Raw genomic sequence first — 24,871 nt, forward strand, 5'->3', positions numbered from 1 at the left:
ATCAAGATGTCGAAAAAAATGTCTTCTCTCCCCTCACAAGAAAAAAATCTTGAAGGGAAGCAAGAGGGCAACCCGATGCACACGGTAAGGCAAAAGTCAGGCGTTTATTACTTTCAAAGAAAAGTCCCTATCGACCTAATTTCTGACTTTGATAAAACCAAGTTTGAGTTCTCGCTTAGAACCAAAGACAGAGAAACCGCTAAGGCTAAAGCACGTCTTAAAAGTGTTGAGTTAGACGCCAAGTTTCAAGCCATACGCCGCCAACGTGAACGCCTTCAAGCGATCAGCAATTCCGATATGCAAGTTATCGCTATGAACGAGGCTAACTACCAATTTGATCAGATAGAAAAAGGCATTTCAGGCAAAGTACTAAGCGAACGGGAAACCCTGATTGATGACCTAACCCTAATCCGGGTGCAATATTCAGATGCCCTAGACGGCAACCCAAACGAACTAAAAAGCCTAGCATGGCAAATAGACGAACTCAAAGAACGCCACTTAGTCCCCAAGAACCTACCAGAAGACAAAGAACAACGCCTAGTTTATTACTGGCTTAAAAACATGGTTGAAGTCTATACGCGCTTTCTCAACGAGCATTCCAAGCCGTGGGAACAAACACACGCCGAAAGGTTAGACCTGAGCCATGCAAAAGTTCCCGCACTTGGGCAAGCCGCCGAGGAATATCTGGAAGATATACGCAACGACAAAACCAAGAGCCGTAATCCTAAATACATGGATAGACCAACAATAGCAGCACGGGCGCTGGTGGCGGTATTGGGTAAAGAGACAAAACTTAAAGACATTCGTTACAAGCAATTGCGTTCTATCAGAGATTTATTAATACGTTTCCCCTCTAACGTAGGCAAAAAGAAAGAAACCCGCGATCTCCCCCTTGAGGAAGTCTTTAAACTCATTCCATCGGGTAAGTTTGACCACCTGCCCAGCCTGTCGCCCACGACCACAAACGGCTACATGCAAAAAATTAAAGAGCTGCTGGATTTTGCGGTGCGTAACGATTGGATCATGTCTAACCCTTACGACCCTAAATTGCTGATCTCAGACGAAGTAAAACAGGCCGAAAAACGCCTCGCTTTCACCAACGAGCAATTAAGAAAAATCCTCAACAACAAACAAGAAGACGATTTCTACAAATGGGCGACAAGGCTATCGTTAAGTTTAGGCTTAAGGCTGAATGAGATTTGCCAGCTAGAAAAAGCCAACTTTCAGGAAGTAGATAATATTTTATGTGTTCAAATCGCTTCTCTAGAAGGTCAGAGAGCCAAAACCAAGTCTTCTAGGCGTACCCTGCCCATTCCACAAAAAATACTCGATTTGGGCTTTACAGAGTGGTTAGACACTCGTCCAAAAAAAGGAATCATCTTTAACTTAAGTTCTGAGCGTTCCGGCGGCTATTTGTCTAGCAAAATTTCACAAGAATTCAACAGATCACTTGTTCCATTAGGCATTCGAAAACCAGCCGGTAACGGACAACAGCCTTACACCTTCCACAGCTTCCGACATACATTCAGGGACGCATTCAGAGCCAAGGCTCAGCAGATACCCAAAGAGATCGCCGAGATACTCGGTGGCTGGACAGTGGATAAAATGTCAGTCGCCGACAATTACGGCTCAGGCTTACCCGTGGCAGAAAAGAAACGGTATTTGGATTTGATCGAGTTTGAGGCTTTCTAATAAGAATTGAACAATAAGCTTTTTCTATTCCTTATTTTTTAAGTGAGGATTAAAAGATAATACTGACTCCCAAATTTCTAGCTCAAATTCTACACCAGCTAATTTATAAGCAATCATTGCCTGTCTTGTTGGGCTTGCATTGTTATGTGAAATTAAAAAGGCATCTTTCTTATCAATAAATTTGTTTAAAAAATATATGGCCTCTACGACATCGCAAAGCAAATAAGATGTATGATGGCGGGGAATTCTGAATGCGGCTTCGTTGCTTTTATCTATATCTTCGTCTCTCTTTTCTTCTTTTACTTTAATCCCTTCAATCTTATTTTCAATTCTTGTTTGAAACTCTCGTTGTTCTTGCGATAAAAGTCCTCCCGAAGAAATAATCTCAATTGATAATGCCTCTAGGAATCGAAAATCAAACTCTCTCAACCCTGAATAAGTATCCGTAACAGTTTTTTTAAACTCGTCGTCAAGGTTCAACAGCCAGCCTTCCAAATTGAGTTTTAAAATTCTGAACTCTCTGTAAAAAGCTTCTTGAAGAGCTTTTAACTTCTTCTTTCTCTCATAATAAACTAGCCAAAGTGATAGCAAAAAACCGATGACAGCACCGATAACGCCACCACTAACACCAATCAACAAGTCTTTGTATAAGTCCGTCATTTGTTCCCTCTAAAAATTATTGTCCCCTCATAAAGGAGAATGAAACGACAAGATAAAACTTAAACTCACAAAGATACCAATTTCTTTAGAAGTTCTATAGGGTAACTGAAATTCCCCCTTGTTATATCCAAAAAGTTAAATCTTAAAGATTCTGGCTGGTAGACAACAGCAAATACATTCTGATCAGGCTTCCGATTCAGTACTTGATGTCTATCAGCTTTTGGAGTGCATAAACAGTGACGAAACCAGCCAAATTCAAAGAAACGCCAAAACCTTATAAATCAAGGCTTCCAGAATTCCCCCCTCTTATGGGAGGAAGAACCTACAAGACAAAACAAAAGATAAACCTATAAGATCACCTTTAAGATCAACTTGAAGACTAACTTTAAGATCACCTATAGGTTTACCTCTCAGAGTCCTTACTCTTATTCTTTTTCTAAGTCTTTTTCAAAGATATACCTTAAAGATAACCTTTAGGTAAGACTTAGCTTATTGAGATCCTACAGAAGAGAATTACCCTAGAGACATAGCCTATAGTCACCTGTAAGAATCCCTTTGTGTCACCTTCAAGAGACAACCTAAAGATTCACCTATAGGCCGCTGGGGTGTTTCCTCTGCGTCGAATATCATTTCTCTTTATTGAAATCCGGTGAATCTTCAAGACGGCTTGAAGCCCCTTTAAGGCATTCAGGAACGCCCCTCAGTGTTTCTCTTGAAACAACAAGAACCGAATCCATCAACAGCAATGAACCAAAGTTAGTTCAGAGATTGACTTTAGACGTCTTCAACTCTCAACAACAACCGAAAAGTGATCCACGCCAGAAAGCCACCAGCAACAATCAAGCTTTTGCAGTCCCCCGTCTTAAAGATCAGCCCCGGGTTTATTCTATAGTCCCCGCTCAGTTCGCCCCTGAGAGGTTATTTATTCGTTGTCGTAGCAGAATGAAATAACTACCCAGAGACAACCGGACGACCACCATAGAGACCAGCGACAAAGAACCAGCCCCCTTGTTAACCTCTATGAACGTACGTCCGGCATTTGTCCTCAAAGCAAGAACTCAATAGCCAAAAACAGAAAAGCCCGCCAAAAGGCACGCTAAGAACGTTTAATTGAATATCTATACCATGACAAGTAAAAAAGCATATAAAGCCAGTAAATAGCTATTTAGGAAGCCTCAGAGGTATTCCTCAAGGTTGCTTAGGTACTTTCCAGACGATCAACCAAGGGTAATTCGCACCGCCTCGTTTCATTTCTGGGAGGGATTTTTTAGACCACTACTTGTTGCTGCTATTAAAATAACTTTTTCAAAGGCGAAGCAGCATTAAAACCTCAACGTTTACGTTGCGAATAGCCAAGTCACTAGCACAGTTTTTACTGATGGTCTTAAAGCTTACATTTTAGGTGTGCTAACATGGGCTGGTTTTGTTACCGAAAGAGAAAAACCTATGTTTGAGTTTGAACTAAACAGTCAGGAACTTTTAAAGAGGCGTGTTAGGTATTTGATCCAGACCGATTACAATGGCGTTGCTGATTTTCTTGAGCACTTGCATGACCGCAAAGTAGATGAAAAAGAAGTAGAAACATTCAATTTGTTTCTTAAAAGAGGAAAAATTAACTTTGAGTTTTTAGAGGCTCTCTCACAAAAAACAAAAATCGGCGAGATTCCCCTACGCCGACTTTTAAATATCGAGTTTAATAATGAGGATTTGTTTAAATCCTAACTTCTTAGCCAGTACATGAAGCGCGCGAACCTTCCGCAGTTGGTTCTGTCTGGTTCGTAATAGCTAAGTTCAATAGCCTTTTCAAGAAGCAGTGTGCCAGAAAGAAGGTGTGGTTGAAGCCCATCCCCCCAATGTAACAAAGCATCGGCTGAATCATCTAGCAGCATAAGCACTTCTTTTTTAAGCGCTGAATCCTCCCAGTCCTTAACGAAATGCTCAACGTTTTGAACGATGTCATACAGTTCTACCGAATCTGTTGTATCAACCTTGTAAACCTTGCCAAGAACCACTGCAACAATTAATACGGGGTTGTTTAACGTAGCAACAACGTTTTTAATGTCCCACAAAAACCACTGGGTGCTATCGGTAAGGTTGGGAACCGCGTTAAAGTTCAGTGCCATCACGTTTCTGTCTACATGCACGGCGAAATTAAGAATAGCTTCTAAACCAAGCAAGCATATTGCTAGGCTCATCATCAATGTCATGTTCTTTCGGTTTAACCAGAACAGGCCAACACCAATAACAATTTGAACGGCTGTATAAAATAAATAATGTACCTTAACCGCCTCAACGGCAGGCATTACCAACAACCAGTTAATACTGATTAAATGGGTAGTGGCATAAACAGCAAGTAAAAATACACTGCTATAAAATAAAGGGCTTCGTCCTTTTAGGTGATTTAAAACCGTTGTTCCTAGTAAAAGGAATACCCAAATTAAAGATAAAACAAACGCTAAACTTGTACTCATATCAAATTAATTCCTTTGTACTAATGCGGATCGGGAATAGAAGGGTCTCCACCACTGTTACCGCCACCGGATGGGGTGTAAATGGGCGTACTGATGCCAAATGCAGGATCGGGAATAGAAGGATCGCCGCCGCTATTTCCTCCACCCGACACATTCAACCAAGGAAAAAGACTCAATAGCCAATTATCCGAAGCGTGAACAGGCGTTACTGCAAGCAATCCAAGTACCACAACACTACATAACTTGATCTTTTTCATAAACTTAGCCTTTAAGATTAAAAACAAAAGGGATAACGGTAAGCATACTATCCTGAAATGTAATCCACTAGCAAGTTATGGATAATTTTAATGGCTGCATTTTTGCTAGTATGAAAACAAGATATTAAGGATTGATATTTATACAGTTTTCGGTGCTGGCTGGTGGGTTGTCCACAAGTGACAAGAAAAGGCTTCATTACCCTGAAAGGCTTCTATAACGGGACTATCAACATCTTTTATTGTTGTAGCGCTGGCGGTATCTATTGGCTTTCACCCGTTTCAAGGTAGAACCTTAAAGAGAGCTGAGAAATTAAAGCCATCTGCTCACATGGATATAAAATTAATCAATTTGCAATCAAGTAATAGACGCCTTCAAAGACAAAGACAAAGACAAACCATTAAAACCAATTTGACAGCCTCGGGAATAATCCCGGGGCTTTTTTTAGCATTTATAGCGGTTCACCCCGGCCATTCGATGACACCTAGAAGTTTCTTTATTAACATTGATAAAATAGAATCCCTGCTCTTTCTTTAGGCAATGACTGAGAGTAGTTAAGCCACATGAAATAGGTGTTGTATTGAGCTTTATGCTTTACTGATAGTTCGTACTGCAACCAAAACCACCAGCAGTTAGGAAGTGTCAAACGTCGAAGAATTACTCCTTGGTGTTATCAACAGTGAAGTAATTATTTGAAAAAATAGAACACGCAAACAATAGAGAAATATGGACTATAAAACAGCAATCCAAAGAACTAAACGAAGGTTTCGCCTTTTCAAAAATGCTCGGAATAAAGAAAGCGAAAATGACTTCTTTGAGCTTTCTATATTAGGAGTTCAGGTAATATTTGAAAGACTTCGAGATTTTGCCGAAAAACACAAGGAAGATGATGATGTCTGGCGCTGGTGGCAAGGAATTAAAGCTGATCGTGTGGATGGGGAAGTTTTAAGTTACCTAACAGAAATTAGAAATAGTGTCGTACATGGTTTGGACTATGAGCACTATCAGTTATCGCTAACAAAAATGTCTATCATATTTAAGAACCCAGTGCATTTACCCGAAGGTGGCACAATAAGACAAACACTTGATGACAATGGTACTCTCCAAATTAGTTTTGATGGCAAGGGCTTTGAAGATGCCGAATTAGACATGAATAATAGTCATTTGGAAATTCAGCAGACAGCTAAACAAGTTAAAACCAAACGAGCTAAACAACGGGGTTTAGCCCCTCCAATAAAACATTTAGGTAATGAATTACGGGATAGAACTATTCACAACCTTATTTCTTTAGCTCTAGAATACTATGAAGGTAAAGCACAAGAACTTGAAGAGTTCATAAATTAACAAGGATTTCTATGACTTTAGGAGACATTTTATCCCCACTAATTGCTTTAGTTCGTATGGCGTCTACTGTAATAGGTAGACGTAAATACCATCCATATAAAGATCTTAGGGCTAGTCTAATAGGAAGAGGCATTATTTCTGAATTACCTCGCTACATTCCCTATCACATATGCGACGAAAATGGAGACAAGTACAAAGGTATTTATATAATCAGTTTAATGCTTAGAAATAGAGGAAACCAACCCATAATCCAGTCGGATATTTTAGCATCGGCTCCTCTTAGAGTTTCTATCAGTGAGGATGCTCGACTAGCAGGAACAAAGTTATTGCCAATCGAAGATCAAACTGATTGCTACACAACCCTTATAGACAAACACACTTTTTCAATTAATTTTGATTGTCTTAACCCAAATGAATACATTTCTATACCAGTCTTTATAACTGGAAACCCGTGGGCTGAGGTGAAAGTTTCAGGGCGCATCATTGGTCAAGATTCGCCAATCGATCATACAGCTGAAGAAGTAAAAGCCTCTCTTGGTGAACGAGTTGTAGCCTTTTTAATGCTCATACTCTTATTAAATACAGTACCTAGTTTCTTTATAGGCGGCTACTTTATATTAAGAGATTATGGAATGTCTCAATTTTGGAACGCTCCTGAGAATATACCTGAATACCTTATGGTTCCATTCATCTTTGCCGTTTTTATTCTGTTCATAATTCTTTATTCGAAAACCGCAGACTGGTTTGAAAGAAGGAAATACCCCGAAGGATACCCGTTATACAACGATCTTGAGCCTTCACTTTTTGAGAATGTTAAAGGAATGCTTCGCACTATCTTTAAAGGTAAGAAGCAGAGAATATCCAAGTCACTTTTCAGTTGGGGAAAACCTGTGATGATGACTGATAAGAAAGTTAAAAAACGGACTGTTGATGATTGGATAGTATAGGCTTTTTCTAATATCAATAAATGGAAGTATGGTTTCACCTATCAGCTTTCGCCCATTACTCATGACATAATAGCTATAAGTAACTTAAACGAGCCTAAGCTTTACTAACACTCCCAGACATTTGTAAGCAGGCAATACCATGCCTATCTGTTAACAATTCTAAAGCTTTGTTAGCCTACCAGAAAGCACTGCTTCAAAGATACTTAAACTTCTTCTTTCATAATTAAGATTATTTATTTATCCTTTGCTGATAACAATTTTTACAACAAATCAAAGAATAGATATGTCAATCAAAAAAGTGATCATCCACCAAGTCAGAAGAGACAAAGATGGAGCCCTTCTACAAATAAAATGTAGAAAAAAGGAAAATGATATAGCAGGACTCACCGAGCAGTTAGCCGAAAAATTAATAGAACTATTCCCTAACAATCTAAGCTTTGGAGTCTTTGGTCAACATGGTGACAACACTTCTAAACCTGCTTTTGAGCAAGAACTTCACAAATATTACGACCTCAACAGTTTTGAGTGTTCAAATTTCGTCCAAATGACAACGGATATGGCAAATAGGTATGCAACACTACTAGAAAGGGGAAACAGGGGAAATGTAAAAGGTGGCTATCTGGTTTTCTACCAATATGAAAAAAGAGATTGTAATTGGCTCGCAGTAGTTGTACTTCAGAAAAAGCCCGGTATAGATTTATCAGATGACTTAACGACTGTAGCAAGAGAAATACTAGACTTAGACTCCCTTCATTTAGGTGCGACAATAAACCTTGAGCTGTGGGATTCGAAAGATAGCGATAAATACATAAGATTCATTACAAAATTAGCAAGTGATGTACGAGAGTACTTTGAAGAGTTTATAGGTTGCGTTAGAGACAAGACTGCTACAGCAGCAGAAACTCAGGCTTTAAAAAGAGCCATTGAAGATTATTCAAGCAACACTTTAAAGCTGGATGATGAAGATAAGCTAAATAGAACAACAAAGGCTCACCAGTTTATCTCTGAAAAGCTTAAAAAGAACGAACCTGTTGTACTTGAAGAAGTTGCAAACTTCGTGTTTCCTGAATCTCCTCAACCTTTTATCGTACATGCATCCGATGAATACGACATAAATTCGGAGCTATCAATTAACAAAACCACACTAAGAAGCTTTGTCAGGCTACATGGGCAATACAAAGGTATATCAATCAGTTTTGACAGACATCATTTAGGTAAAAGCATTATTTGGAATAACGGAGTGTTAGAAATCCATGAGATACCGCCATCTCTTGAGCATGAAATTATAATAGAAGATACACTTAAATCATTAAGAGACAATCCAGAAATGTCCGATGAAGACAAATTCAAACTAATTGAATCGGCAGTAAAAAAAGGTGTTTCCCCAAGCGAACTAGATATTTTTTATGGAACTTCTAATTCGATGCTACTAGAAAAATTTATTGAACCAGAGATGCTAGAGAATATCGAAGATGGACAAAACAACTCTACAAATCTTCTCGAAGATTTACGATAAACTTGAAAGCACTAAAGCCTTCGATAACGAAATTGAGGGTGAAATAGCTTTTAATCAGTCTCTTCTTGATGATCTAAGTATCCTTGGAAAAAATGAACTTTGCCAACCCCACATTAGCTTTTATAAGGGGAGACAAAGAATAACAGACAAAACATTTGATGAAGTACACGAGGAGCTTTTTAAAAAGTACACGGCCAAAGTTACACTTATAACATTTAAAGAGGGGGGATATTTTATATGTGAAAACTGGAATACCCTTCTACAATATGAATCTGTATGGAAACAACCTATAAACGGGGTTTTCTTATACGGTTCAAAAAGACTACTTTTTGCTGAATCTCAAGATTCCAGATTCAATAATTACTTAAATCTGTTCAAGTTATCTAAGCTAATAGAAAAAGCTTCAATACCAGCTAGCGGAAAAGAGAGGATCATTATTCATGGAGAAGCATTACACATAACAAACAATATAAATGAACAACTTTTAGAGACTGATATTGATATAAATACTCTAGAAGATTTTTTAACCGATGAATTACATCAAGAAGCTAAAATTAACTTATTTAGAGGTGAGGTGTTCAATCTTTTACACGGAATAGGGAAAGAACATAGATTTGAGTATCTTGTCACGCATTTTAATGCATTTTCAAGTAGGCTATTGGCTAGTTACAAGAATTTTATAAACGATTACACATTCGACAAAGTTAGAAAAGAATACCAAGAAAAAAAGACAGAATATATAGGTCGTTCTAATAAAATATTCGATGACATTTCCACCAAATTATTTTCGATACCAGCGGGAGTCTGGCTAGCAATAACTCAAATAAAACAAGATACCTCCAACAGTTTTCAAAATGCTCAAAATTTAGCAGTAGTCTTAGCTGTTATATCAATGTCTCTAATAATTATACTAATGATTAGTGGGCAATTTAAAAATTTAGAAGCCATCAGAAATGAATACAAGGGGCTATTTGAAAGGCTTTCTAGAGAGTACAAAGAAGAGTCAGAAGAAATCAATAAGGCCTACAACGAAATAGAAAACCGAGGAAATGCTGTATGGTGGAAGCTTTGCGCCTCTAACATTGCGACTATTTCGCTATCTATTATCACTATTACACTCGCCGTTTATGCATTCTAAAGGTTGCCATTCGACTGCTCTCTACAAAATCAGAATCCATGCATAGCTTCCAAAGAACACAGTAAAAATGAGGTCAAAATGAACAACCACCAATCAGAGGCTGAAGGCATTCACATACCCCTTGAAGAAATTGAAAGAATAGAAATTTTTCAAAAAATCGTAATAACATTCTTTAAGCGACTTTACCCTGAAATCCATAAAGAGTGGAAGAAAATTGAACCAGAAATGAAAATAGCTGCAACAAAGCAACTTCCAGCTTTAGAACGCTTCTTAAACGGTGTTTTTGATAACTTTTCCACAATGTATGAAGAGTTTAAGGAGAACGATGAAGAAGTATTATCAATTCTTGCAGAGGAATTTAGAACATTAATTGAAAGCACTTTTAAAGATTTTCAAAACTACTTAAACAAATCACCAAGCACTTACATTTTACTCAATGAGTTTTCAAACTCTTCAGATGAAATCGAATCTCATTTAAAAAAAGGGTGGCTCTTCTTTGAATCAAAAATTGAAATCAACGACATTTTAAAAATTGACAACATTATTAAAATCAACGAATTCGCAGAGGACAATGCTAATTATACAGAAATATCAAATTACATTAATGATAGGAGGTTCATAAAAAGGTTAGTTAAAAACTACTCATCTTTAAACTTAGCTGATGATAGGTGCAACCTAATAGAAGAGGCCATCGAGCTACATGGTTTAGGTTATTATGCTGGTAGCACAGTTCTGTTATACACCATATTTGAGGGTACAGTTACAGATATATTACTAAGGCAAAAATGGGTGCAAGAAACAAAGACAGGAAAACTAAAATCAACCAAAAAAAACACTCCCATAACAGGTCTATTCCAGAAAATGGACATATTAGAAAAAGAGATTAAGGAAAATAGAGAATTCTTCAATCAATTCAAAAATAAAAATGTCCATAACTCACCATACGATGCGACTTTAACTCAAAGTAGAAACATAATTTTACATGGGAGAGATACAAAATTTCCATCAAAGGTATTATCCCTCAAGTTAATACTGTGCTTGCACTCCGTAATCTTAAAACTTATGCACATTAGAAACGGAAATAAAGAAAGTTCTAAGAATGACCATTAAAAGTAAAATAGCTTAGTTTCCAGAATTGTTACATTCACCTAATAAACAATCATATATACATGATAACTAGATAGTTCTAAAATGCGGATCAAGAATATTTCCTGTTAAACATTCAAGATCGGCAAACGTCATAACAAATTATATGCCCAAACAAGCGCCACCGTTCACAATTACACCGACAATCATTACGCTGATTTCAAATATTAGTGAAAGCATTGGGCGTTTGTCTGTATTGCAGGAAGAAAAGGATCTTCGTCTTCGCCGCTTGAATCGTATTCGTACCATTCAGGGGTCGTTAGCCATTGAAGGTAATACCCTGAGTCAAGAGCAAATAACCGCCATACTCGAAGGAAAAAGGGTCATAGCGCCGCCTAAAGACATTCTGGAAGCACGAAACGCAATAAAAGCCTATGAAGAATTTGAACGCTGGCAACCTGCTAACGAAAAGGATTTGTTAAAAGCTCATAAAATATTAATGGCTGGCCTTATAGACGATGCTGGTCACTACCGTATTGGTAACGTGGGCGTTATGAATGGCGACAAGGTGGTTCATATGGCTCCCCAAGCCGAACGAGTAAAAATGCTAATGGGCTACCTGTTTAACTGGTTAGAAGCAACAGACCAACACCCACTTATTGCCAGTTCTGTATTTCATTATGAGTTTGAGTTTATTCATCCATTCGCTGACGGGAACGGTCGTATGGGGCGCTTATGGCAAACCTTAATACTCAGTCAATGGAATCCCTTGTTCTCTCAATTACCCGTTGAAAGCATGATTCATGAGTACCAAAGCGAGTATTACCAAGCGATTAACTTAAGCACTCAAAGAACGGATTCAAGCCCTTTCATTGAGTTCATGCTTAATGTCATTTTGGAGACCATCAGAAGCACAAACCCAAGCCTTACCCCCCAAGATAGCCCCCATGTTACCCCCCAAGTTAGATCATTAGTTGATTTGATGTCAGAAAAAGCAATTCCATTAAACCGGGAAGAATTACAACAAGCATTACAACTGAAAGATCGTAAATCATTTAGAGAACGCTATTTAAAACCTGCCTTAGAAAACGGACTAATTGAAATGACGATTCCAGACAAACCCAGCAGCAAATCACAACAATACAGACTTACCGAATTGGGTAGGTCATAAACAATAGACTACGCAATAACCTCAAGACCTTTTTTCTCAGCTAATGACAGCATTTTTAAAGCTGCTCCCTTTGGCTTACTTTCGCCTTGTTCCCATTTTTTAACAAGCTTATCACTTACATTCAAAAACTGGGCGAATACTGGCTGAGACAAATTATACTTGAGCCTCAAGTTCTTTACTTGTTCAGCATTAAATTCATGAATACTGGTCAAGCATAGGGCATCGAACTTACGCATAGTTGTTTTGTCGATGACACCGGACTTTTCAAGACCCTGAACAGTTCTATGTACTGATTTTAAAATATCACTCATGCTATTGACCTACCTCTATAAGCTCACCGGATTTTACAAGCTCGTTTAATCTTTTTGGTTCAAACTCCAGAAACAACTTCGCCAATTCCTTTAGCGCTAATTTTTCCTTATTGTTGATATTGGCTTTATCGCTCTTTGCAAAGGCGTACAAAAAGAAATATCTATCACCTATAACAGCACCAATAACCGTTCTATAACCTCCACGTTTACCTTTATTCCCCGCAGAAATTCGTTTCTTGTAAAGCCCTCCCCCCAAGTCAGCATCAAAAAGACCGCTACCCATCTCGTTACAAGCTTGGATCAAGTCATCATCCGATAAGCCTTCTTTCTTGGTTGAAGAAACAAAATCTTTTGTTTTATAGATCAAAGTGTACCCCACTAGGGTATATTTTCAACAAGTAAATACCATAAGCCAACCCCTTAAGAATTCTATCGAGTCCATAAAAGAGCTTCCCACTACAAAAAGAGAGCATTTTGATTGTCGAATATAGAGCTGTCAAACAATCAAACGACAAACTCCCGATACCGGTTCAGTTCCCCTTTGAGCATCTGAACCGAAAGTTTGATCGGGTAAGTCTAGTACTTTTGTTTCCTTACCCGGGTACTAGAGCATAAATTTAAAATGTTGCTTTCCCTTTGTTTTTATTGTACTTTTTACGCATGGAGAGCTTAAGTATTCCAAGCTTCCCCCCTGCTCCACCACATACGAGACCGCTAAACCCTTACATTTCAAGGGTTTAGCGTCCACCTTCCCACCACGCACCCACTCAAAAATGACACGCAAATGACACGCGGAATTCTGCAAATCACGTTCATAATTTACACAATACAACGTTAAAATTTACTTGTAGACGCTAAGCTGATTTTCTTGGTGTGCTTGGATAAATGAGCCATAGTGTCGGAAAAGCATTTCCGGTGAGGCATGACCCAACCAATTAGCAAACTGCCATAAATTTATCCCTTTGCTAATGTGTATCGTGGCGTAGGTATGACGCATTTGGTCACAAATTGCTTATTAGTGCTGAAAAGCTGGTTTTTGAAAAAGCCGAACCCTCTGCGAGTTCAGCTGTTTAAGGTGTAAACCACAGAACCATTCAGTTCACACTATATGCCACATCCCCCTAAACCTACGGTACAAGAGGGTGGCTCATTGGTATTGGTACAAACAAAGCCTTTAAATCGAGTCTCAAACAGGCAGCTATTTCCGGTACCCTGCAAGCAGTGCTCGGCTGCGCCTTCTAACACGAACTGCCAAACATAAAGCCCATCACCATAATTAGATTCGCATCCAGTCGAAATTTCTAAACCTGTATCTTGTGAAAACGACTCTTCAATACTATTCGACCGAGTGAAATCCTGGGTCACTGAAATAGTAGCCGAGCCAGAAAAGCCGACATTTGGCACAAGACCAAAGTTTTTGGTAAAAGAAAAACCAATTGACGTATTAAACTCTCGAGTATTCACTTCTGTTAGCCCGGTAGTTGTGCCATAACTTATTTTTTCATTATATGTTCTTTTACCATTGTATGGCGGCTGCCCCAGGATTAACTCCCATCGTCCACCCAAGTTGGCAGAAGAATCAGGCAGTGAAGGTGGTAATTTTCGATAGTTACAGAACTTAGTATTTCCGTTACTTGGGTCGTAGCCAAATCCATTATTATTGCATTGCAACTGCTGCGTCTGATAAACGTGGGTAACCACATTGTCTCCACTTCCGTAAGTTACTAGCGTAGGCAGATTAGAATTTATGTTGCAATTTTGCCCTTCGTTAGCACAGTCGTTATACACTCCATACTGATAGCCTGTACTGTCGGTGCTATATGCACTTTCCTGTGCAATGGCAGTATCGCCGATTTGATATGCTTTAGCGTTGCACGTTTTAGTTTGACCTGGATAGGGATCAAATTTGAAAAATCCATTGTCACATCTGAATTTTTGACCCGGCTTTGCAAATTGGTAAACATAACGACCAGAAGCACCATAACGCAAAACGTAAACATCACCTGAACTGGAAACAATACAGTTACTACCTTCACCACATGAACCGGAATAACCACTAGTATCAATGCCTAAGGGATTGTGGCTAGTGCGTGCGCATGATTTATCTATTCCTTTCGCGGGATCACCGAATATGCCGTTACTGCATTGAACGCCGGAAATACCATACACAAAAGTGTACTTAAATCCATTTTGCCCACCAAAATCACTACTATTCTTCACACCATATCGAATGGTTGTTAACTTATTTAAATCACCACTTGGAACACTGCAAGTGCCATTTTCATTGGCGCAGCCTGCAAAACCAGCAGCCTCTGCCATACCCGACCCCAACGGCGTCATCGCCATTGCGGTGTAGAGCCCGGCAAGAGATGCAACGTCTAAGATTCGACGCGAAAAGGTCACTTTGTGTTTGAATACTCGATTAAACATGATTTCACCCTCGTTTACCGCAGTAACATTCAATGCAGTTGTTGTTTCATTTCTTTTTCAATTCAATCCGTTACTACCACCGTCGACACGTTAATCCTTATTAAGACACTATTAATTTTCTTTGCGTGGTTTTTTATGGCTCATCAAAAATGCCCATTGTTAAAATTATATACCTTAAATAAAATTGTCAATTGCGAACTCAAAAACTAAATATATTCACTTTATAATCAGACGAATAGTTAGCAACATGGAAATATTAACAAACAGAAAAGATAAGAAAGAAGAATGGATAGTTAATTTATTATTATTTTTAATAATTGAGTTTATGCTTAATTTATTTCTTTTTGCCATCAAACACCAATTGGTAAAATTGTCCCTGTCGCTGATATCAATGCAATCACTAACCACTGCGGGTTGTGTCGCGCTATCCCATAGGGGACTGCATATTTTTCAAAACTTCAATGTATATCCAACACAAATTCCGTATAGTAACCTTTAATTAAAAAGCAGTAAGTTAGCCTAAAACCCGAAATTTAATGAAATAACAATTTTTAAGCCCCATAAAAGTCTTGCTGATTTAAGCCTTAATATAGGTGACTCAAAATTCTGTATAACCTGTCGATAGTTCTGCTATATATGTTATTGAAAATTCAATTTACGCCAGAGAATTAAATTATAAAACACTGCAATTATATGAATATATAAATACGACAAAGAATCCATAATCCACCTTTACATTCTTCTTGATTCGCCTCTCTTTCTGAGTGATCTGCTTTAATCAAACAAGGCACTAAAATAAAAGTGTAAAAGCTCAATGCTATGCTCCGACCGAATTGTGTAAGGACATGGTTAACTTGGAAATATAGGGTTTGACTTCTCTCAAACTCTATACTTTCTTTAGATAAATGCCCTATCTAACCTCCTCTTCAAGCGACATATTTCTCCGCTTTACATCAACTTTAATACAGGTCAGTATTGAGCCCCATTAAAAAGCAATAAGAACAAATGGGATAGATTTTGATCAACGACTTGGTGCAGGCCATTAATGGCGTTCTTTGGGGTGAAAGCATCGTAATTTTCGGTGTCGGCATTCCTCTCCTCATCCCAATGCTTGTATTCGCAGGCATCTGGTTCACAGTCAAGCTTGGCTTCGTGCAAATTCGACATTTTGGCTACATGTTCAGCGTAATGAAAGGCAGCACTTCAACAGACTCCAAAGGTCATGGGATCAGCTCTTTTCAGGCGCTTTGTACCAGCTTATCGGCCAGAGTAGGAACCGGAAACCTTGCTGGTGTTGCGGTTGCAATTTCCTTAGGTGGAGCGGGTTCTATTTTCTGGATGTGGGTAATTGCGATATTGGGAATGGCCACAGGCTTTGCTGAAAGTGTGCTAGGGCAGCTATACAAAGTTAAAGATGAAAATGGTGAGTATCGTGGTGGTCCTGCATATTATATTAAGCAAGGTATTAATAAAACGTGGCTCGCCGTAGCCTTCTCTTTATGCCTTTTTCTTGGTTATGGTTTTATTTTTAGCGCCGTTCAAGCTAACACTATCACCGATGCCCTCTCCCACGCATACGACATTCCCACAACCTATTCTGGGTTAGCCATCATTACACTTGCTGGGTTAATTGTTGTTGGCGGTATGCACCGTATTGCCCAGTTTGCGGAATGGATTGTGCCCTTTATGGCTGTTGGCTACATACTCGTGACTCTGGGTGTCACCATTGCCAATATTGAGCAAATTCCAGCCCTCATTTGGCATATTATTAGTTCCGCGTTTGGGTTAGAAGAAGCAACAGGAGGCGCGGTTGGTGCGGCGATTAAAAACGGCATTCAACGAGGCTTGTACTCCAACGAGGCCGGCTCGGGTAGTGTCCCTCACGCAGCAGCCGCTGCATCCCCAAATCCCAACCATCCTGTATCCCAAGGCTATGTGCAAATGCTAGGCGTTTTCTTCGACACCGTGGTGTTATGTACATGCACTGCCGTGATTATTTTGCTGGCTGGCGGTTCTCAGTCGGAACAAATGGAAGGTATTCGTTTAACTCAAGATGCCATGTCTCATCATTTAGGAGGCAATGGAATTGATTTTATTGCTGCCGCTATCAGCCTATTTGCTTTTACATCAGTCGTTGCAAATTATGCGTATGGAGAAAGTAATCTCCATATATTTAAATTAGATAATAAAGTGGGTCGAATCGCTTATACCATTGGCTATTTAGCAATGATTTTTTGGGGTTCTCGTGCAGCCTTACCTCAAGTCTGGGCCGCGGCTGATATGGCGTTGGGCATGATGACCGTTATCAATATTATTGCCATCATTTGGATGACGCCAACAATTGTTTCTATTAGTCATCACTATTTTGAACAACGTAAGAAAGGTCAAATACCCTCGTATAAACCGGGAGAGTGTGACATTCAAGGGGAATCAGAAAAAGGTATTTGGGACTAGCGATTTATCTAAACAGTCCAATTTATTTACCCTTTGATATTGCATTCAAGGGGTATTTCCCTTTATATTGGTAGTTAATTAACCAGTAACATGACGGGCTTCCAAGGATTATGTTTTCTGCAATAAAAAATCGATTGATAAAACCCAAAGAGGATAAGCCTCAAGTCACCATTAACAGTGGTGATGCGGAAAACGAATTGCTGGACGATCTCATTGAGGCAATGCAACTTGCTTCTACCAAAGGTATGACGGATCAACAAATATCTTCCATTATTTCCCAAGCAGCCTGCCAAGTAGGTATCAACTTAATGACGCCCCCGGGCTTGGAAGAAGAATTAAGTTCTAATGATGTGATTACTTACCTACGTTCTTTCGTCCAATATTTAAAAAAGGCTGACTAACGAATTCCGAGTACTTTGCTTTGAATCTTCTTTAGTTAGCCTCTTTCAAAACACCAATTTTAGTTTAGTCCCATGGCATAGCGCATCACTTTGTCCTTCGCCCAGCCCATATTATTTGCTAATTTCAACCCTACATTTCTGGCAAACTTTAATGGCAATGCGTCGCTTGCAAAAACGTTATAAATGGCGTCCATGGTCGACATCATTAACAAGTTCTGTGGCTTTCTAGATTGCTCATAAGCCAAGAGTTGAGATTGCAATAAACTCGCATCTTCAACTTGTGTGACGTGTTTAAGTAGCGCTTCCACATCTTTAAATCCTAAATTAACCCCCTGCCCTGCCAACGGGTTGATAGTATGCGCAGAATCCCCTACCAATACCATTCTGCCTTTGAAATAACGCTGGGCATGCATTCGTGTAATCGGGAATGCGCCAGTCTCAACAATATCGAAATCCGGTAATCTCTCTGGAAAAGCGCTAATAATACGTTTTTTTAATTCATTATTAGAAAGTTGCGTGAGTCGCTGTATAACGGGAATTTGGTCGTACCAAATCAATGCCGCATAATCGTCGAATAATGGTAAAAAGGCTTTAGGACAACCTGAAACGAAACGCTGCCAGGTTAAATCTGATTCTTTTTGTTGATGTTCATCATGGTGACACTTCACAGTTATACTCAGCACAGACTGACGATACTGCCAACCTTGCGTAGCAATACCGGCATTTTGTCTTGCTGATGATTGCGCTCCTTCGGCAACAATAACCAACTGTGCTTTCGCGGCAATGTCATCGTTTAAGGTGAGTTCGCCAGTGTCTTCGTTCAAGCCATGATAATGATTAAACCAATGTACATTCTTTGATTCAGAAAGCGCTTGGTGAATACCTAGCTGGATCACACGATTTTCCACCATGTGCCCCATCCTGCTATGAGCTTCCCCTGATGAATCCGACGCATCAAACTCTGTAAAGCTTGACTCATCTTCCCAAACTGCCAAGCGTCGATACGGGTGCACGCGCATTGCGGCGATAGAATCCCAAACACCTAATGCTGATAACAAGGACTCCGACGCTAAGCTAATAGCAGAAACGCGCAAATCCGGTGTGCTTGATGGGTTAAAAGCCGCAGGCATATTTGGCTCGACAATAGCAACATTAAAACTTTTGCGGGCAAAGCCTAACGCCACCGCTGCGCCAACCATTCCTGCACCTAATACCACGACATCAAATTGTTGCATCTATCTCAATCCAAACCGTTTTTTCATTATCACGATAACATTATCGGAGAAGGAGGAAATATACGTTAATTCAACTTTAGAATGTAGCGGCAACTCACATTCTCTTAATCAAGGCCAGTGTTATTTCAAGATAGACTAAAGCTTCACCGATAAACACTGGACCCAGCATATTGAAGTGGCTAAAATGCACGGCTGCCGTAAACAGAGCGGTTAAATTGTATTCACAATTCGCATATTGAGGATAATTAACGACGATGAGCAAAAAGCTTTATATAAAAACCTGGGGCTGCCAAATGAATGAGTATGACTCAGAGAAGATGGCAGATTTATTAGATTCAACCCACGGTTACACATTAGCTGAAGAAGCAGAAAATGCCGATGTGATCTTGCTCAACACCTGCTCAATCCGTGAAAAGGCACAGGAAAAAGTGTTCCACCAGCTAGGTCGCTGGAAAAACCTGAAAGACAAGAAACCCGACTTAATTATTGGTGTTGGAGGCTGTGTTGCCTCCCAAGAGGGCGAGGCTATTCGTAAACGAGCGCCTTTTGTTGATGTCATTTTTGGCCCACAAACTTTGCACCGTTTACCTGAAATGATTAACCAAGTGACTGGCGAGCGTACGCCAGTTGTAGACGTTAGTTTCCCTGAAATCGAAAAGTTCGACCGCATGCCCGAGCCCAGAGCGGAAGGTCCTACAGCGTTTGTTTCCATTATGGAAGGCTGCTCAAAATACTGTAGCTTTTGCGTAGTGCCTTACACCCGTGGCGAAGAAGTAAGCCGTCCGGTAGATGATGTGCTTTTCGAAATCTCCCAACTTGCCGAACAAGGCGTTCGAGAAGTAAACCTGTTAGGGCAAAACGTGAATGCCTTCCGAGGCCCACATCACGATGGCAGTATTTGCACCTTCGCCGAGCTACTTTATTTAGTCGCCGCGATTGATGGCATCGACCGCATTCGTTACACCACTTCTCATCCAGTTGAATTCACTGACGATATTATTGACGCCTACGCCGATATTCCAGAACTGGTTGATCATCTACATTTACCAGTGCAATCCGGTTCAGATCATGTTCTTGCAATGATGAAGCGGGGTCATACCGCTATCGAATACAAGTCAAAGATTCGTAAATTAAAGAAAATTCGTCCGAATTTAAGCATGTCGTCTGATTTCATTATCGGTTTTCCCGGTGAGACCGATAAAGACTTCGAAGACACAATGGACTTAATTCAAGCGGTTGATTTCGATTTGAGTTTCAGCTTTATTTATAGTGCGCGCCCGGGAACACCTGCCTCAGATTTACCCGACAACGTGCCAGAAGAAACCAAAAAACAACGTCTGTATTTGTTGCAACAACGTATTAATCAGCAAGCCTTGAACATTGCACGCGGCATGTTAGGCACCGAGCAACGCATTTTAGTCGAAGGCCCATCACGTAAGAATGTAATGGAGCTTAGCGGCAGAACAGAAAACTACCGAGTGGTTAATTTTGAAGGTACACCAGATATGATTGGTAAGTTCGTTGATGTCAAAATCATTGATGTTCACACCAACTCATTGCGTGGAGAGGTTATCCGTACCGAAGAACAAATGGAAAAATCCATTCCTGTTCCTGTACCCGAAAAATTTAAAATGCAACATTCAGGCGATAACCTAGGCGTTAGCCAGTTTCAGCCTTAGCCTGAATTAGGGTTCATGATGCCAGTGCCAAATCGTATTAAACAGCCTTTTAGGAGTGATCGTTGAGCAATCAATTAGTGAGTCGGAAGCTTGATTTAGAACCAAGCAATAACCATAGAATTTCCAGTTTAGTTGGCCCCTTTGACGACAATCTAAAGCACATTGAACGACGACTCGGTGTAGAGATCACTTACCGCGATAACCACTTCACGGTAATGGGTAAGGCGCTTCAAGCGAATGCAACAACAGAATTGCTAAAGTCGCTCTATATCGAAACCCAACCACTCAAAGGCCAAATCCCAGTTTTGGAGCCCGATCAAATTCACCTTGCTATCCAAGCATCTAAAAGTTTAGAGCAGAACGACGAGGCTGAACCGGGAAAAGAAACCTTTATCAAGACCAAGCGTGGCGTAATAAAGCCCCGTAATCCGCATCAATCCCTGTACGTTACCAATATTTTTCATCATGATATTACTTTCGGCATTGGCCCTGCGGGAACCGGTAAAACGTATTTGGCCGTGGCTTGTGCCGTGGATGCGTTGGAGCGCCAAGAAATTCGTCGTATTTTGCTCACTCGACCTGCGGTTGAAGCCGGTGAAAAATTAGGTTTTTTACCCGGTGATTTATCACAGAAAGTCGATCCATATCTGCGTCCTTTATATGACGCGTTATTCGAAATGCTGGGCTTTGAAAAAGTTGAAAAGCTCATTGAACGAAATGTGATAGAAGTCGCCCCCCTTGCCTACATGCGAGGCAGAACCTTAAATGATGCCTTTATTATTTTGGATGAAAGCCAGAACACTACAAAAGAACAAATGAAAATGTTCTTAACCCGTATTGGCTTCAACTCAAAAGCGGTGATTACTGGCGACATTACCCAAATCGACTTGCCTCGTGGCGTACGTTCCGGTTTGCGTCATGCTATTGAAGTATTAAGTGAAGTAAATGATATTTCGTTTAACTTTTTCACTGCCGAAGATGTAGTGCGTCATCCGGTTGTCGCCAGAATTGTGCAGGCTTACGAAAAGCATGATGAAATTCAGCGAAAAGAAGAAGCGGAAGCGAAAAAATGGCGAGAAAAAGCCAAAGAAGACGCCAAACTTGCCAATAGCGCAAACCAACCTGATACAGATCAACAAAAGTAAGCCAACAAAATATCATGATAAGCACCATCCTTGATTACCAATTAGCCAGTGAGTTTTCGCCAATTCCTAGCGAAGCCGAAGTGCAAAAATGGGTAGAAGCCGTATTGCAACATCAAGGTTTAACGAAACAAGAAATCACCGTTCGCATTGTTGATGCTGAAGAAGGTCAAGCGCTAAATCACGATTACCGACAAAAAGACTATCCAACCAATGTGTTGTCTTTTCCCTTTGAAGCGCCACCGCAAGTCGATATGCCTTTTTTAGGCGATTTAGTAATTTGTGCGCAAGTGGTCGCCAAAGAAGCGCAAGAACAAAATAAAGAATTAATGCACCATTGGGCCCATATGGTAATACATGGAACCCTGCATTTACTTGGCTTTGATCATATTGAGGCCGAAGAAGCCGAAGAAATGGAAACCATAGAAGTTGCCATTTTAAACCAACTGGGTATTGACGACCCTTATTAAGTTAGTCAATGATAAGTGCTCATTAGGAAGCGATTAAAAATCTATGAATACAGACGATAACCCCCACTCTAGCAACGGTTCTTCGAACAAAGGTTGGCTGGAAAAAATAGTACAAGCCTTTGCTGGAGAACCGCAAAATAGAGAAGAGTTGGCTGACATTATTACGGAAGCCGAGCAAAAGGAAGTCATTGATCCAGACACAAGAAAGATGATCCAAGGTGTTCTGGGTGTGAGTGAAATGCGAGTTCGGGACATAATGATCCCTCGCTCTCAAATGACCACTATCGAAATGGGTCAACCACTAGAGGCATTTCTGCCAATAGTCTTAGAAACCGCACATTCACGTTTCCCTGTGGTATCAGAAGACAAAGATCACGTTGAAGGAGTATTACTTGCTAAAGATCTCCTTCGCAAAGCATTCGAGCCTGAAGCAGATATTCAACTAAGCGACATCATTCGCCCCGCAGTTATTATTCCAGAAAGCAAACGTGTTGATACACTACTTCGCGAATTTAGGGAGCACCGCTACCACATGGCAATCGTGGTAGACGAATACGGTGGTGTATCTGGATTGGTCACAATTGAAGATATTCTTGAGCTCATTGTGGGGGAAATTGAAGATGAGCACGATGCGGAAGAAGATTTATCTGAAGACATTAAACAACTTAATACTTATACCTTCTCAGTAAAAGCGCTCACTTCTGTTGACGATTTCAACCGACACTTTGGTACTTCTTTCGATGCAGAAGATGCCGATACCATTGGCGGCATTGTAATTAACTCATTCGGTCACATGCCCGAAAAAGATGAAGCCGTGATGCTCGACAACATTCTGTTCAGGGTGAATAACGCTGATGGACGTCGCCTAATTCAGCTTAAAGTGACACTACCTAAACCCGACGACGAGCCATACCAACAAGAATAGAAACTGCAAGTTGAAGCATTTTGAGCGTCTAATTAGCCTATTACTGGGAGCGAGCTTAACACTGGCTTATGCTCCCTTTTCGTATTGGTTTATCGCCCCCGTTGCACTGACTACCCAACTTATCTTGTTAAAAAGAACCCAACACAGTGCTTTTACACTTGGCTGGGTGTTTGGCATTGGCTGGTTTGGTGCTGGCATTAGCTGGGTACATGTTAGCATCTCACAGTTTGGCGGTATCCCACTGATAGCCTCAGTCGCCATGATGTTAACTTTATGTGGTTATCTAGCGCTGTATCCTGCCATCGCCTTTTACGTTACCCGCAAATACGTAAATCCCAATCATTGGTATTGGAGCCTGCCAGCTATTTGGTTTATTACAGAGTGGATAAGAGGATGGTTTCTAACAGGCTTTCCTTGGCTTTCTTTAGGTTATACGCAAACGCTTAGCCCACTCAATGCATGGGCCCCGCTAATAGGTGAAACCGGTATCAGCTTATTATTGCTTGGGATCAGTGCTTTTCTCTGTTCGGTTGTCACAACTAACAGGATAACTGCTGGCCTTAAGAAACCGGCTTTTACCTTGTTTGTCAGTGTCTCGCTTATCTTTGGGTTATCCACACTCATCAAGCAAGTTCATTGGACCCAGCCTACAAAAGAGAAAACCCGGATTACCATGGTACAAGGCAATATCAAACAAGCCCTTCGCTGGGTACCGGAGCAAGACTTGCCCACCATGAATAAATATTTGTCATTAACAGAAGCACATTGGGACGCCGATGTTGTTATCTGGCCAGAAGCTGCCATTCCAAGACTAGAACCACTGGCGAAAACCTACCTAGAAAACCTAGACGCATTGGCCAAAGAGCACAATACCGGATTAATAACTGGAATTGTTAACTACAATTTTGAAACCCGAGACGCCTACAATACCTTAATGACCCTTGGTCAGGCTGATTCTGCTCCATCACAAGACGAGGGAGCCTATTTCTATGGTCATCCTAACCGTTATGAAAAACATCACTTATTACCCATCGGTGAATTTATTCCATTGGAGAGTTGGATTCGAGGGCTAGCGCCTATTTTCGACTTACCGATGTCATCGTTTTCACGTGGTGACTATGTACAAGCTAACCTAGAGGCTAATGGCATCTACTTTGCCCCTGCAATCTGTTTTGAAATTGCCTTTCCTGATCAGATTCGAGCTAATTTGAACCATCATACTAATTTCATTATCACTGTTAGTAACGACGCTTGGTTCGGCCGCTCCCACGGGCCACATCAACACCTCGAAATTGCACAGATGCGAGCTCTGGAGTTCGGCCTTCCTGTGATTCGAGCAACAAATAACGGCATAACTGCTTTTATTAATACAAATGGCAGAGTTCAAGCACAAGCTCCACAATTTGAAGATGCGACGTTAACTCAGTCTATTGCATCGACCACAGGCACGACTCCCTACCGAGCATTAGGTAACTTCCCACTTTGGATTTTCTCCGTCATCGCCCTATTCTTTACGTTTAGACACCGCCAATAAAGCGTATTTC

Annotated in this window: 22 protein-coding genes; 15 read left to right on the forward strand and 7 right to left on the reverse strand. The window is 40.3% G+C overall.

The window, feature by feature from the left end:
• Positions 1 to 6: 6 nt before the first annotated feature.
• A complete protein-coding gene (locus tag HJG39_RS10310) occupies positions 7 to 1,692 on the forward strand; it encodes a DUF6538 domain-containing protein (protein WP_268408998.1) in 1,686 nt (561 codons plus the stop codon).
• A 24-nt stretch (positions 1,693 to 1,716) separates the two neighbouring features.
• Here HJG39_RS10310 and HJG39_RS10315 read toward each other — a convergent pair whose 3' ends face one another.
• Positions 1,717 to 2,352 carry a hypothetical protein gene (locus HJG39_RS10315; RefSeq protein WP_268408999.1) on the reverse strand — a complete coding sequence of 212 codons (636 nt, stop codon included), beginning with the start codon at positions 2,350 to 2,352 and terminating at the stop codon, positions 1,717 to 1,719.
• A 1,446-nt stretch (positions 2,353 to 3,798) separates the two neighbouring features.
• Here HJG39_RS10315 and HJG39_RS10320 point away from each other — a divergent pair.
• Positions 3,799 to 4,074, forward strand: a complete 276-nt coding sequence (locus tag HJG39_RS10320) for a hypothetical protein (protein ID WP_268409000.1) — start codon at positions 3,799 to 3,801, stop codon at positions 4,072 to 4,074.
• Here the strand turns inward: HJG39_RS10320 and HJG39_RS10325 are convergent.
• Both HJG39_RS10325 and HJG39_RS10330 read right to left on the reverse strand, forming a co-directional pair.
• Complete coding sequence (locus tag HJG39_RS10325; protein ID WP_268409001.1) at positions 4,071 to 4,823, reverse strand: hypothetical protein; 753 nt, start codon at positions 4,821 to 4,823, stop codon at positions 4,071 to 4,073. The genes HJG39_RS10320 and HJG39_RS10325 overlap by 4 nt on opposite strands.
• Positions 4,824 to 4,843: 20 nt before the next feature.
• Positions 4,844 to 5,080 carry a hypothetical protein gene (locus HJG39_RS10330; protein WP_268409002.1) on the reverse strand — a complete coding sequence of 79 codons (237 nt, stop codon included), beginning with the start codon at positions 5,078 to 5,080 and terminating at the stop codon, positions 4,844 to 4,846.
• Positions 5,081 to 5,804: 724 nt separating this feature from the next.
• Between HJG39_RS10330 and HJG39_RS10335 the strand changes: the two genes are divergently transcribed.
• The 6 genes from HJG39_RS10335 to HJG39_RS10360 all read left to right on the forward strand — a co-directional run bounded on the left by HJG39_RS10335 (position 5,805) and on the right by HJG39_RS10360 (position 12,280).
• Entirely contained in the window at positions 5,805 to 6,422 is a 618-nt protein-coding gene (locus tag HJG39_RS10335) for a hypothetical protein (protein ID WP_268409003.1), read from the forward strand.
• An 11-nt stretch (positions 6,423 to 6,433) separates the two neighbouring features.
• Positions 6,434 to 7,369 carry a hypothetical protein gene (locus tag HJG39_RS10340; protein WP_268409004.1) on the forward strand — a complete coding sequence of 312 codons (936 nt, stop codon included), beginning with the start codon at positions 6,434 to 6,436 and terminating at the stop codon, positions 7,367 to 7,369.
• A 283-nt stretch (positions 7,370 to 7,652) separates the two neighbouring features.
• The gene (locus tag HJG39_RS10345) at positions 7,653 to 8,885 is read left to right on the forward strand and encodes a nucleoid-associated protein (protein WP_268409005.1); all 1,233 of its coding nucleotides are present in this window, start codon (positions 7,653 to 7,655) and stop codon (positions 8,883 to 8,885) included.
• Positions 8,842 to 10,023: a hypothetical protein gene (locus tag HJG39_RS10350; protein ID WP_268409006.1), complete on the forward strand. Its 1,182-nt coding sequence runs from the start codon at positions 8,842 to 8,844 to the stop codon at positions 10,021 to 10,023. Before HJG39_RS10345 ends, HJG39_RS10350 begins: the two co-directional genes overlap by 44 nt.
• A 78-nt stretch (positions 10,024 to 10,101) precedes the next feature.
• Entirely contained in the window at positions 10,102 to 11,133 is a 1,032-nt protein-coding gene (locus HJG39_RS10355) for a hypothetical protein (protein WP_268409007.1), read from the forward strand.
• Positions 11,134 to 11,275: 142 nt separating this feature from the next.
• Positions 11,276 to 12,280: a Fic family protein gene (locus HJG39_RS10360; protein WP_268409008.1), complete on the forward strand. Its 1,005-nt coding sequence runs from the start codon at positions 11,276 to 11,278 to the stop codon at positions 12,278 to 12,280.
• Positions 12,281 to 12,288: 8 nt separating this feature from the next.
• Here HJG39_RS10360 and HJG39_RS10365 read toward each other — a convergent pair whose 3' ends face one another.
• The 3 genes from HJG39_RS10365 to HJG39_RS10375 form a co-directional block, all read right to left on the reverse strand.
• Complete coding sequence (locus tag HJG39_RS10365; protein WP_268409009.1) at positions 12,289 to 12,591, reverse strand: helix-turn-helix domain-containing protein; 303 nt, start codon at positions 12,589 to 12,591, stop codon at positions 12,289 to 12,291.
• Between the two features lies 1 nt (position 12,592).
• The gene (locus tag HJG39_RS10370) at positions 12,593 to 12,958 is read right to left on the reverse strand and encodes a type II toxin-antitoxin system RelE/ParE family toxin (RefSeq protein ID WP_268409010.1); all 366 of its coding nucleotides are present in this window, start codon (positions 12,956 to 12,958) and stop codon (positions 12,593 to 12,595) included.
• A gap of 737 nt (positions 12,959 to 13,695) precedes the next feature.
• Positions 13,696 to 15,021 carry a hypothetical protein gene (locus HJG39_RS10375; RefSeq protein ID WP_268409011.1) on the reverse strand — a complete coding sequence of 442 codons (1,326 nt, stop codon included), beginning with the start codon at positions 15,019 to 15,021 and terminating at the stop codon, positions 13,696 to 13,698.
• A gap of 1,017 nt (positions 15,022 to 16,038) precedes the next feature.
• Here HJG39_RS10375 and HJG39_RS10380 point away from each other — a divergent pair.
• Both HJG39_RS10380 and HJG39_RS10385 read left to right on the forward strand, forming a co-directional pair.
• Entirely contained in the window at positions 16,039 to 17,475 is a 1,437-nt protein-coding gene (locus HJG39_RS10380) for an alanine/glycine:cation symporter family protein (protein ID WP_268409012.1), read from the forward strand.
• A gap of 110 nt (positions 17,476 to 17,585) precedes the next feature.
• On the forward strand, positions 17,586 to 17,876 hold the full coding sequence (locus HJG39_RS10385) for a hypothetical protein (RefSeq protein WP_268409013.1): 291 nt from the start codon (positions 17,586 to 17,588) through the stop codon (positions 17,874 to 17,876).
• A gap of 59 nt (positions 17,877 to 17,935) precedes the next feature.
• Here the strand turns inward: HJG39_RS10385 and HJG39_RS10390 are convergent, their stop codons facing one another.
• Positions 17,936 to 19,111: an FAD-dependent monooxygenase gene (locus tag HJG39_RS10390; RefSeq protein ID WP_268409014.1), complete on the reverse strand. Its 1,176-nt coding sequence runs from the start codon at positions 19,109 to 19,111 to the stop codon at positions 17,936 to 17,938.
• A 254-nt stretch (positions 19,112 to 19,365) separates the two neighbouring features.
• Between HJG39_RS10390 and miaB the strand changes: the two genes are divergently transcribed.
• The 5 genes from miaB (at position 19,366) to lnt (ending at position 24,861) form a co-directional block, all read left to right on the forward strand.
• Complete coding sequence (gene miaB / locus HJG39_RS10395) at positions 19,366 to 20,790, forward strand: tRNA (N6-isopentenyl adenosine(37)-C2)-methylthiotransferase MiaB (protein ID WP_268409015.1); 1,425 nt, start codon at positions 19,366 to 19,368, stop codon at positions 20,788 to 20,790.
• A 62-nt stretch (positions 20,791 to 20,852) separates the two neighbouring features.
• The gene (locus HJG39_RS10400) at positions 20,853 to 21,935 is read left to right on the forward strand and encodes a PhoH family protein (protein ID WP_268409016.1); all 1,083 of its coding nucleotides are present in this window, start codon (positions 20,853 to 20,855) and stop codon (positions 21,933 to 21,935) included.
• Positions 21,936 to 21,952: 17 nt separating this feature from the next.
• On the forward strand, positions 21,953 to 22,402 hold the full coding sequence (gene ybeY, locus HJG39_RS10405) for an rRNA maturation RNase YbeY (RefSeq protein WP_268409176.1): 450 nt from the start codon (positions 21,953 to 21,955) through the stop codon (positions 22,400 to 22,402).
• A 43-nt stretch (positions 22,403 to 22,445) separates the two neighbouring features.
• Positions 22,446 to 23,327: an HlyC/CorC family transporter gene (locus HJG39_RS10410; protein ID WP_268409017.1), complete on the forward strand. Its 882-nt coding sequence runs from the start codon at positions 22,446 to 22,448 to the stop codon at positions 23,325 to 23,327.
• A 10-nt stretch (positions 23,328 to 23,337) separates the two neighbouring features.
• The gene (gene lnt, locus HJG39_RS10415) at positions 23,338 to 24,861 is read left to right on the forward strand and encodes an apolipoprotein N-acyltransferase (protein ID WP_268409018.1); all 1,524 of its coding nucleotides are present in this window, start codon (positions 23,338 to 23,340) and stop codon (positions 24,859 to 24,861) included.
• Positions 24,862 to 24,871: the final 10 nt, after the last annotated feature.

Origin of the sequence: Alteromonas sp. a30 (assembly GCF_026788005.1) — a bacterium.
Lineage (GTDB): Bacteria > Pseudomonadota > Gammaproteobacteria > Enterobacterales > Alteromonadaceae > Paraneptunicella.

Excerpts from the sequence above, each read along its gene's own strand:
- HJG39_RS10335 (WP_268409003.1), top strand. The coding sequence starts at position 5,805 with ATGGACTATAAAACAGCAATCCAAAGAACTAAACGAAGGTTTCGCCTT.
- HJG39_RS10355 (WP_268409007.1), top strand. The coding sequence starts at position 10,102 with ATGAACAACCACCAATCAGAGGCTGAAGGCATTCACATACCCCTTGAA.
- HJG39_RS10365 (WP_268409009.1), bottom strand. The coding sequence starts at position 12,591 with ATGAGTGATATTTTAAAATCAGTACATAGAACTGTTCAGGGTCTTGAA.
- HJG39_RS10315 (WP_268408999.1), bottom strand. The coding sequence starts at position 2,352 with ATGACGGACTTATACAAAGACTTGTTGATTGGTGTTAGTGGTGGCGTT.
- HJG39_RS10385 (WP_268409013.1), top strand. The coding sequence starts at position 17,586 with ATGTTTTCTGCAATAAAAAATCGATTGATAAAACCCAAAGAGGATAAG.
- HJG39_RS10345 (WP_268409005.1), top strand. The coding sequence starts at position 7,653 with ATGTCAATCAAAAAAGTGATCATCCACCAAGTCAGAAGAGACAAAGAT.
- HJG39_RS10390 (WP_268409014.1), bottom strand. The coding sequence starts at position 19,111 with ATGCAACAATTTGATGTCGTGGTATTAGGTGCAGGAATGGTTGGCGCA.
- miaB (WP_268409015.1), top strand. The coding sequence starts at position 19,366 with ATGAGCAAAAAGCTTTATATAAAAACCTGGGGCTGCCAAATGAATGAG.
- HJG39_RS10410 (WP_268409017.1), top strand. The coding sequence starts at position 22,446 with ATGAATACAGACGATAACCCCCACTCTAGCAACGGTTCTTCGAACAAA.
- HJG39_RS10375 (WP_268409011.1), bottom strand. The coding sequence starts at position 15,021 with ATGTTTAATCGAGTATTCAAACACAAAGTGACCTTTTCGCGTCGAATC.
- HJG39_RS10310 (WP_268408998.1), top strand. The coding sequence starts at position 7 with ATGTCGAAAAAAATGTCTTCTCTCCCCTCACAAGAAAAAAATCTTGAA.
- HJG39_RS10340 (WP_268409004.1), top strand. The coding sequence starts at position 6,434 with ATGACTTTAGGAGACATTTTATCCCCACTAATTGCTTTAGTTCGTATG.
- HJG39_RS10325 (WP_268409001.1), bottom strand. The coding sequence starts at position 4,823 with ATGAGTACAAGTTTAGCGTTTGTTTTATCTTTAATTTGGGTATTCCTT.
- HJG39_RS10320 (WP_268409000.1), top strand. The coding sequence starts at position 3,799 with ATGTTTGAGTTTGAACTAAACAGTCAGGAACTTTTAAAGAGGCGTGTT.
- HJG39_RS10350 (WP_268409006.1), top strand. The coding sequence starts at position 8,842 with ATGGACAAAACAACTCTACAAATCTTCTCGAAGATTTACGATAAACTT.
- HJG39_RS10330 (WP_268409002.1), bottom strand. The coding sequence starts at position 5,080 with ATGAAAAAGATCAAGTTATGTAGTGTTGTGGTACTTGGATTGCTTGCA.
- HJG39_RS10360 (WP_268409008.1), top strand. The coding sequence starts at position 11,276 with ATGCCCAAACAAGCGCCACCGTTCACAATTACACCGACAATCATTACG.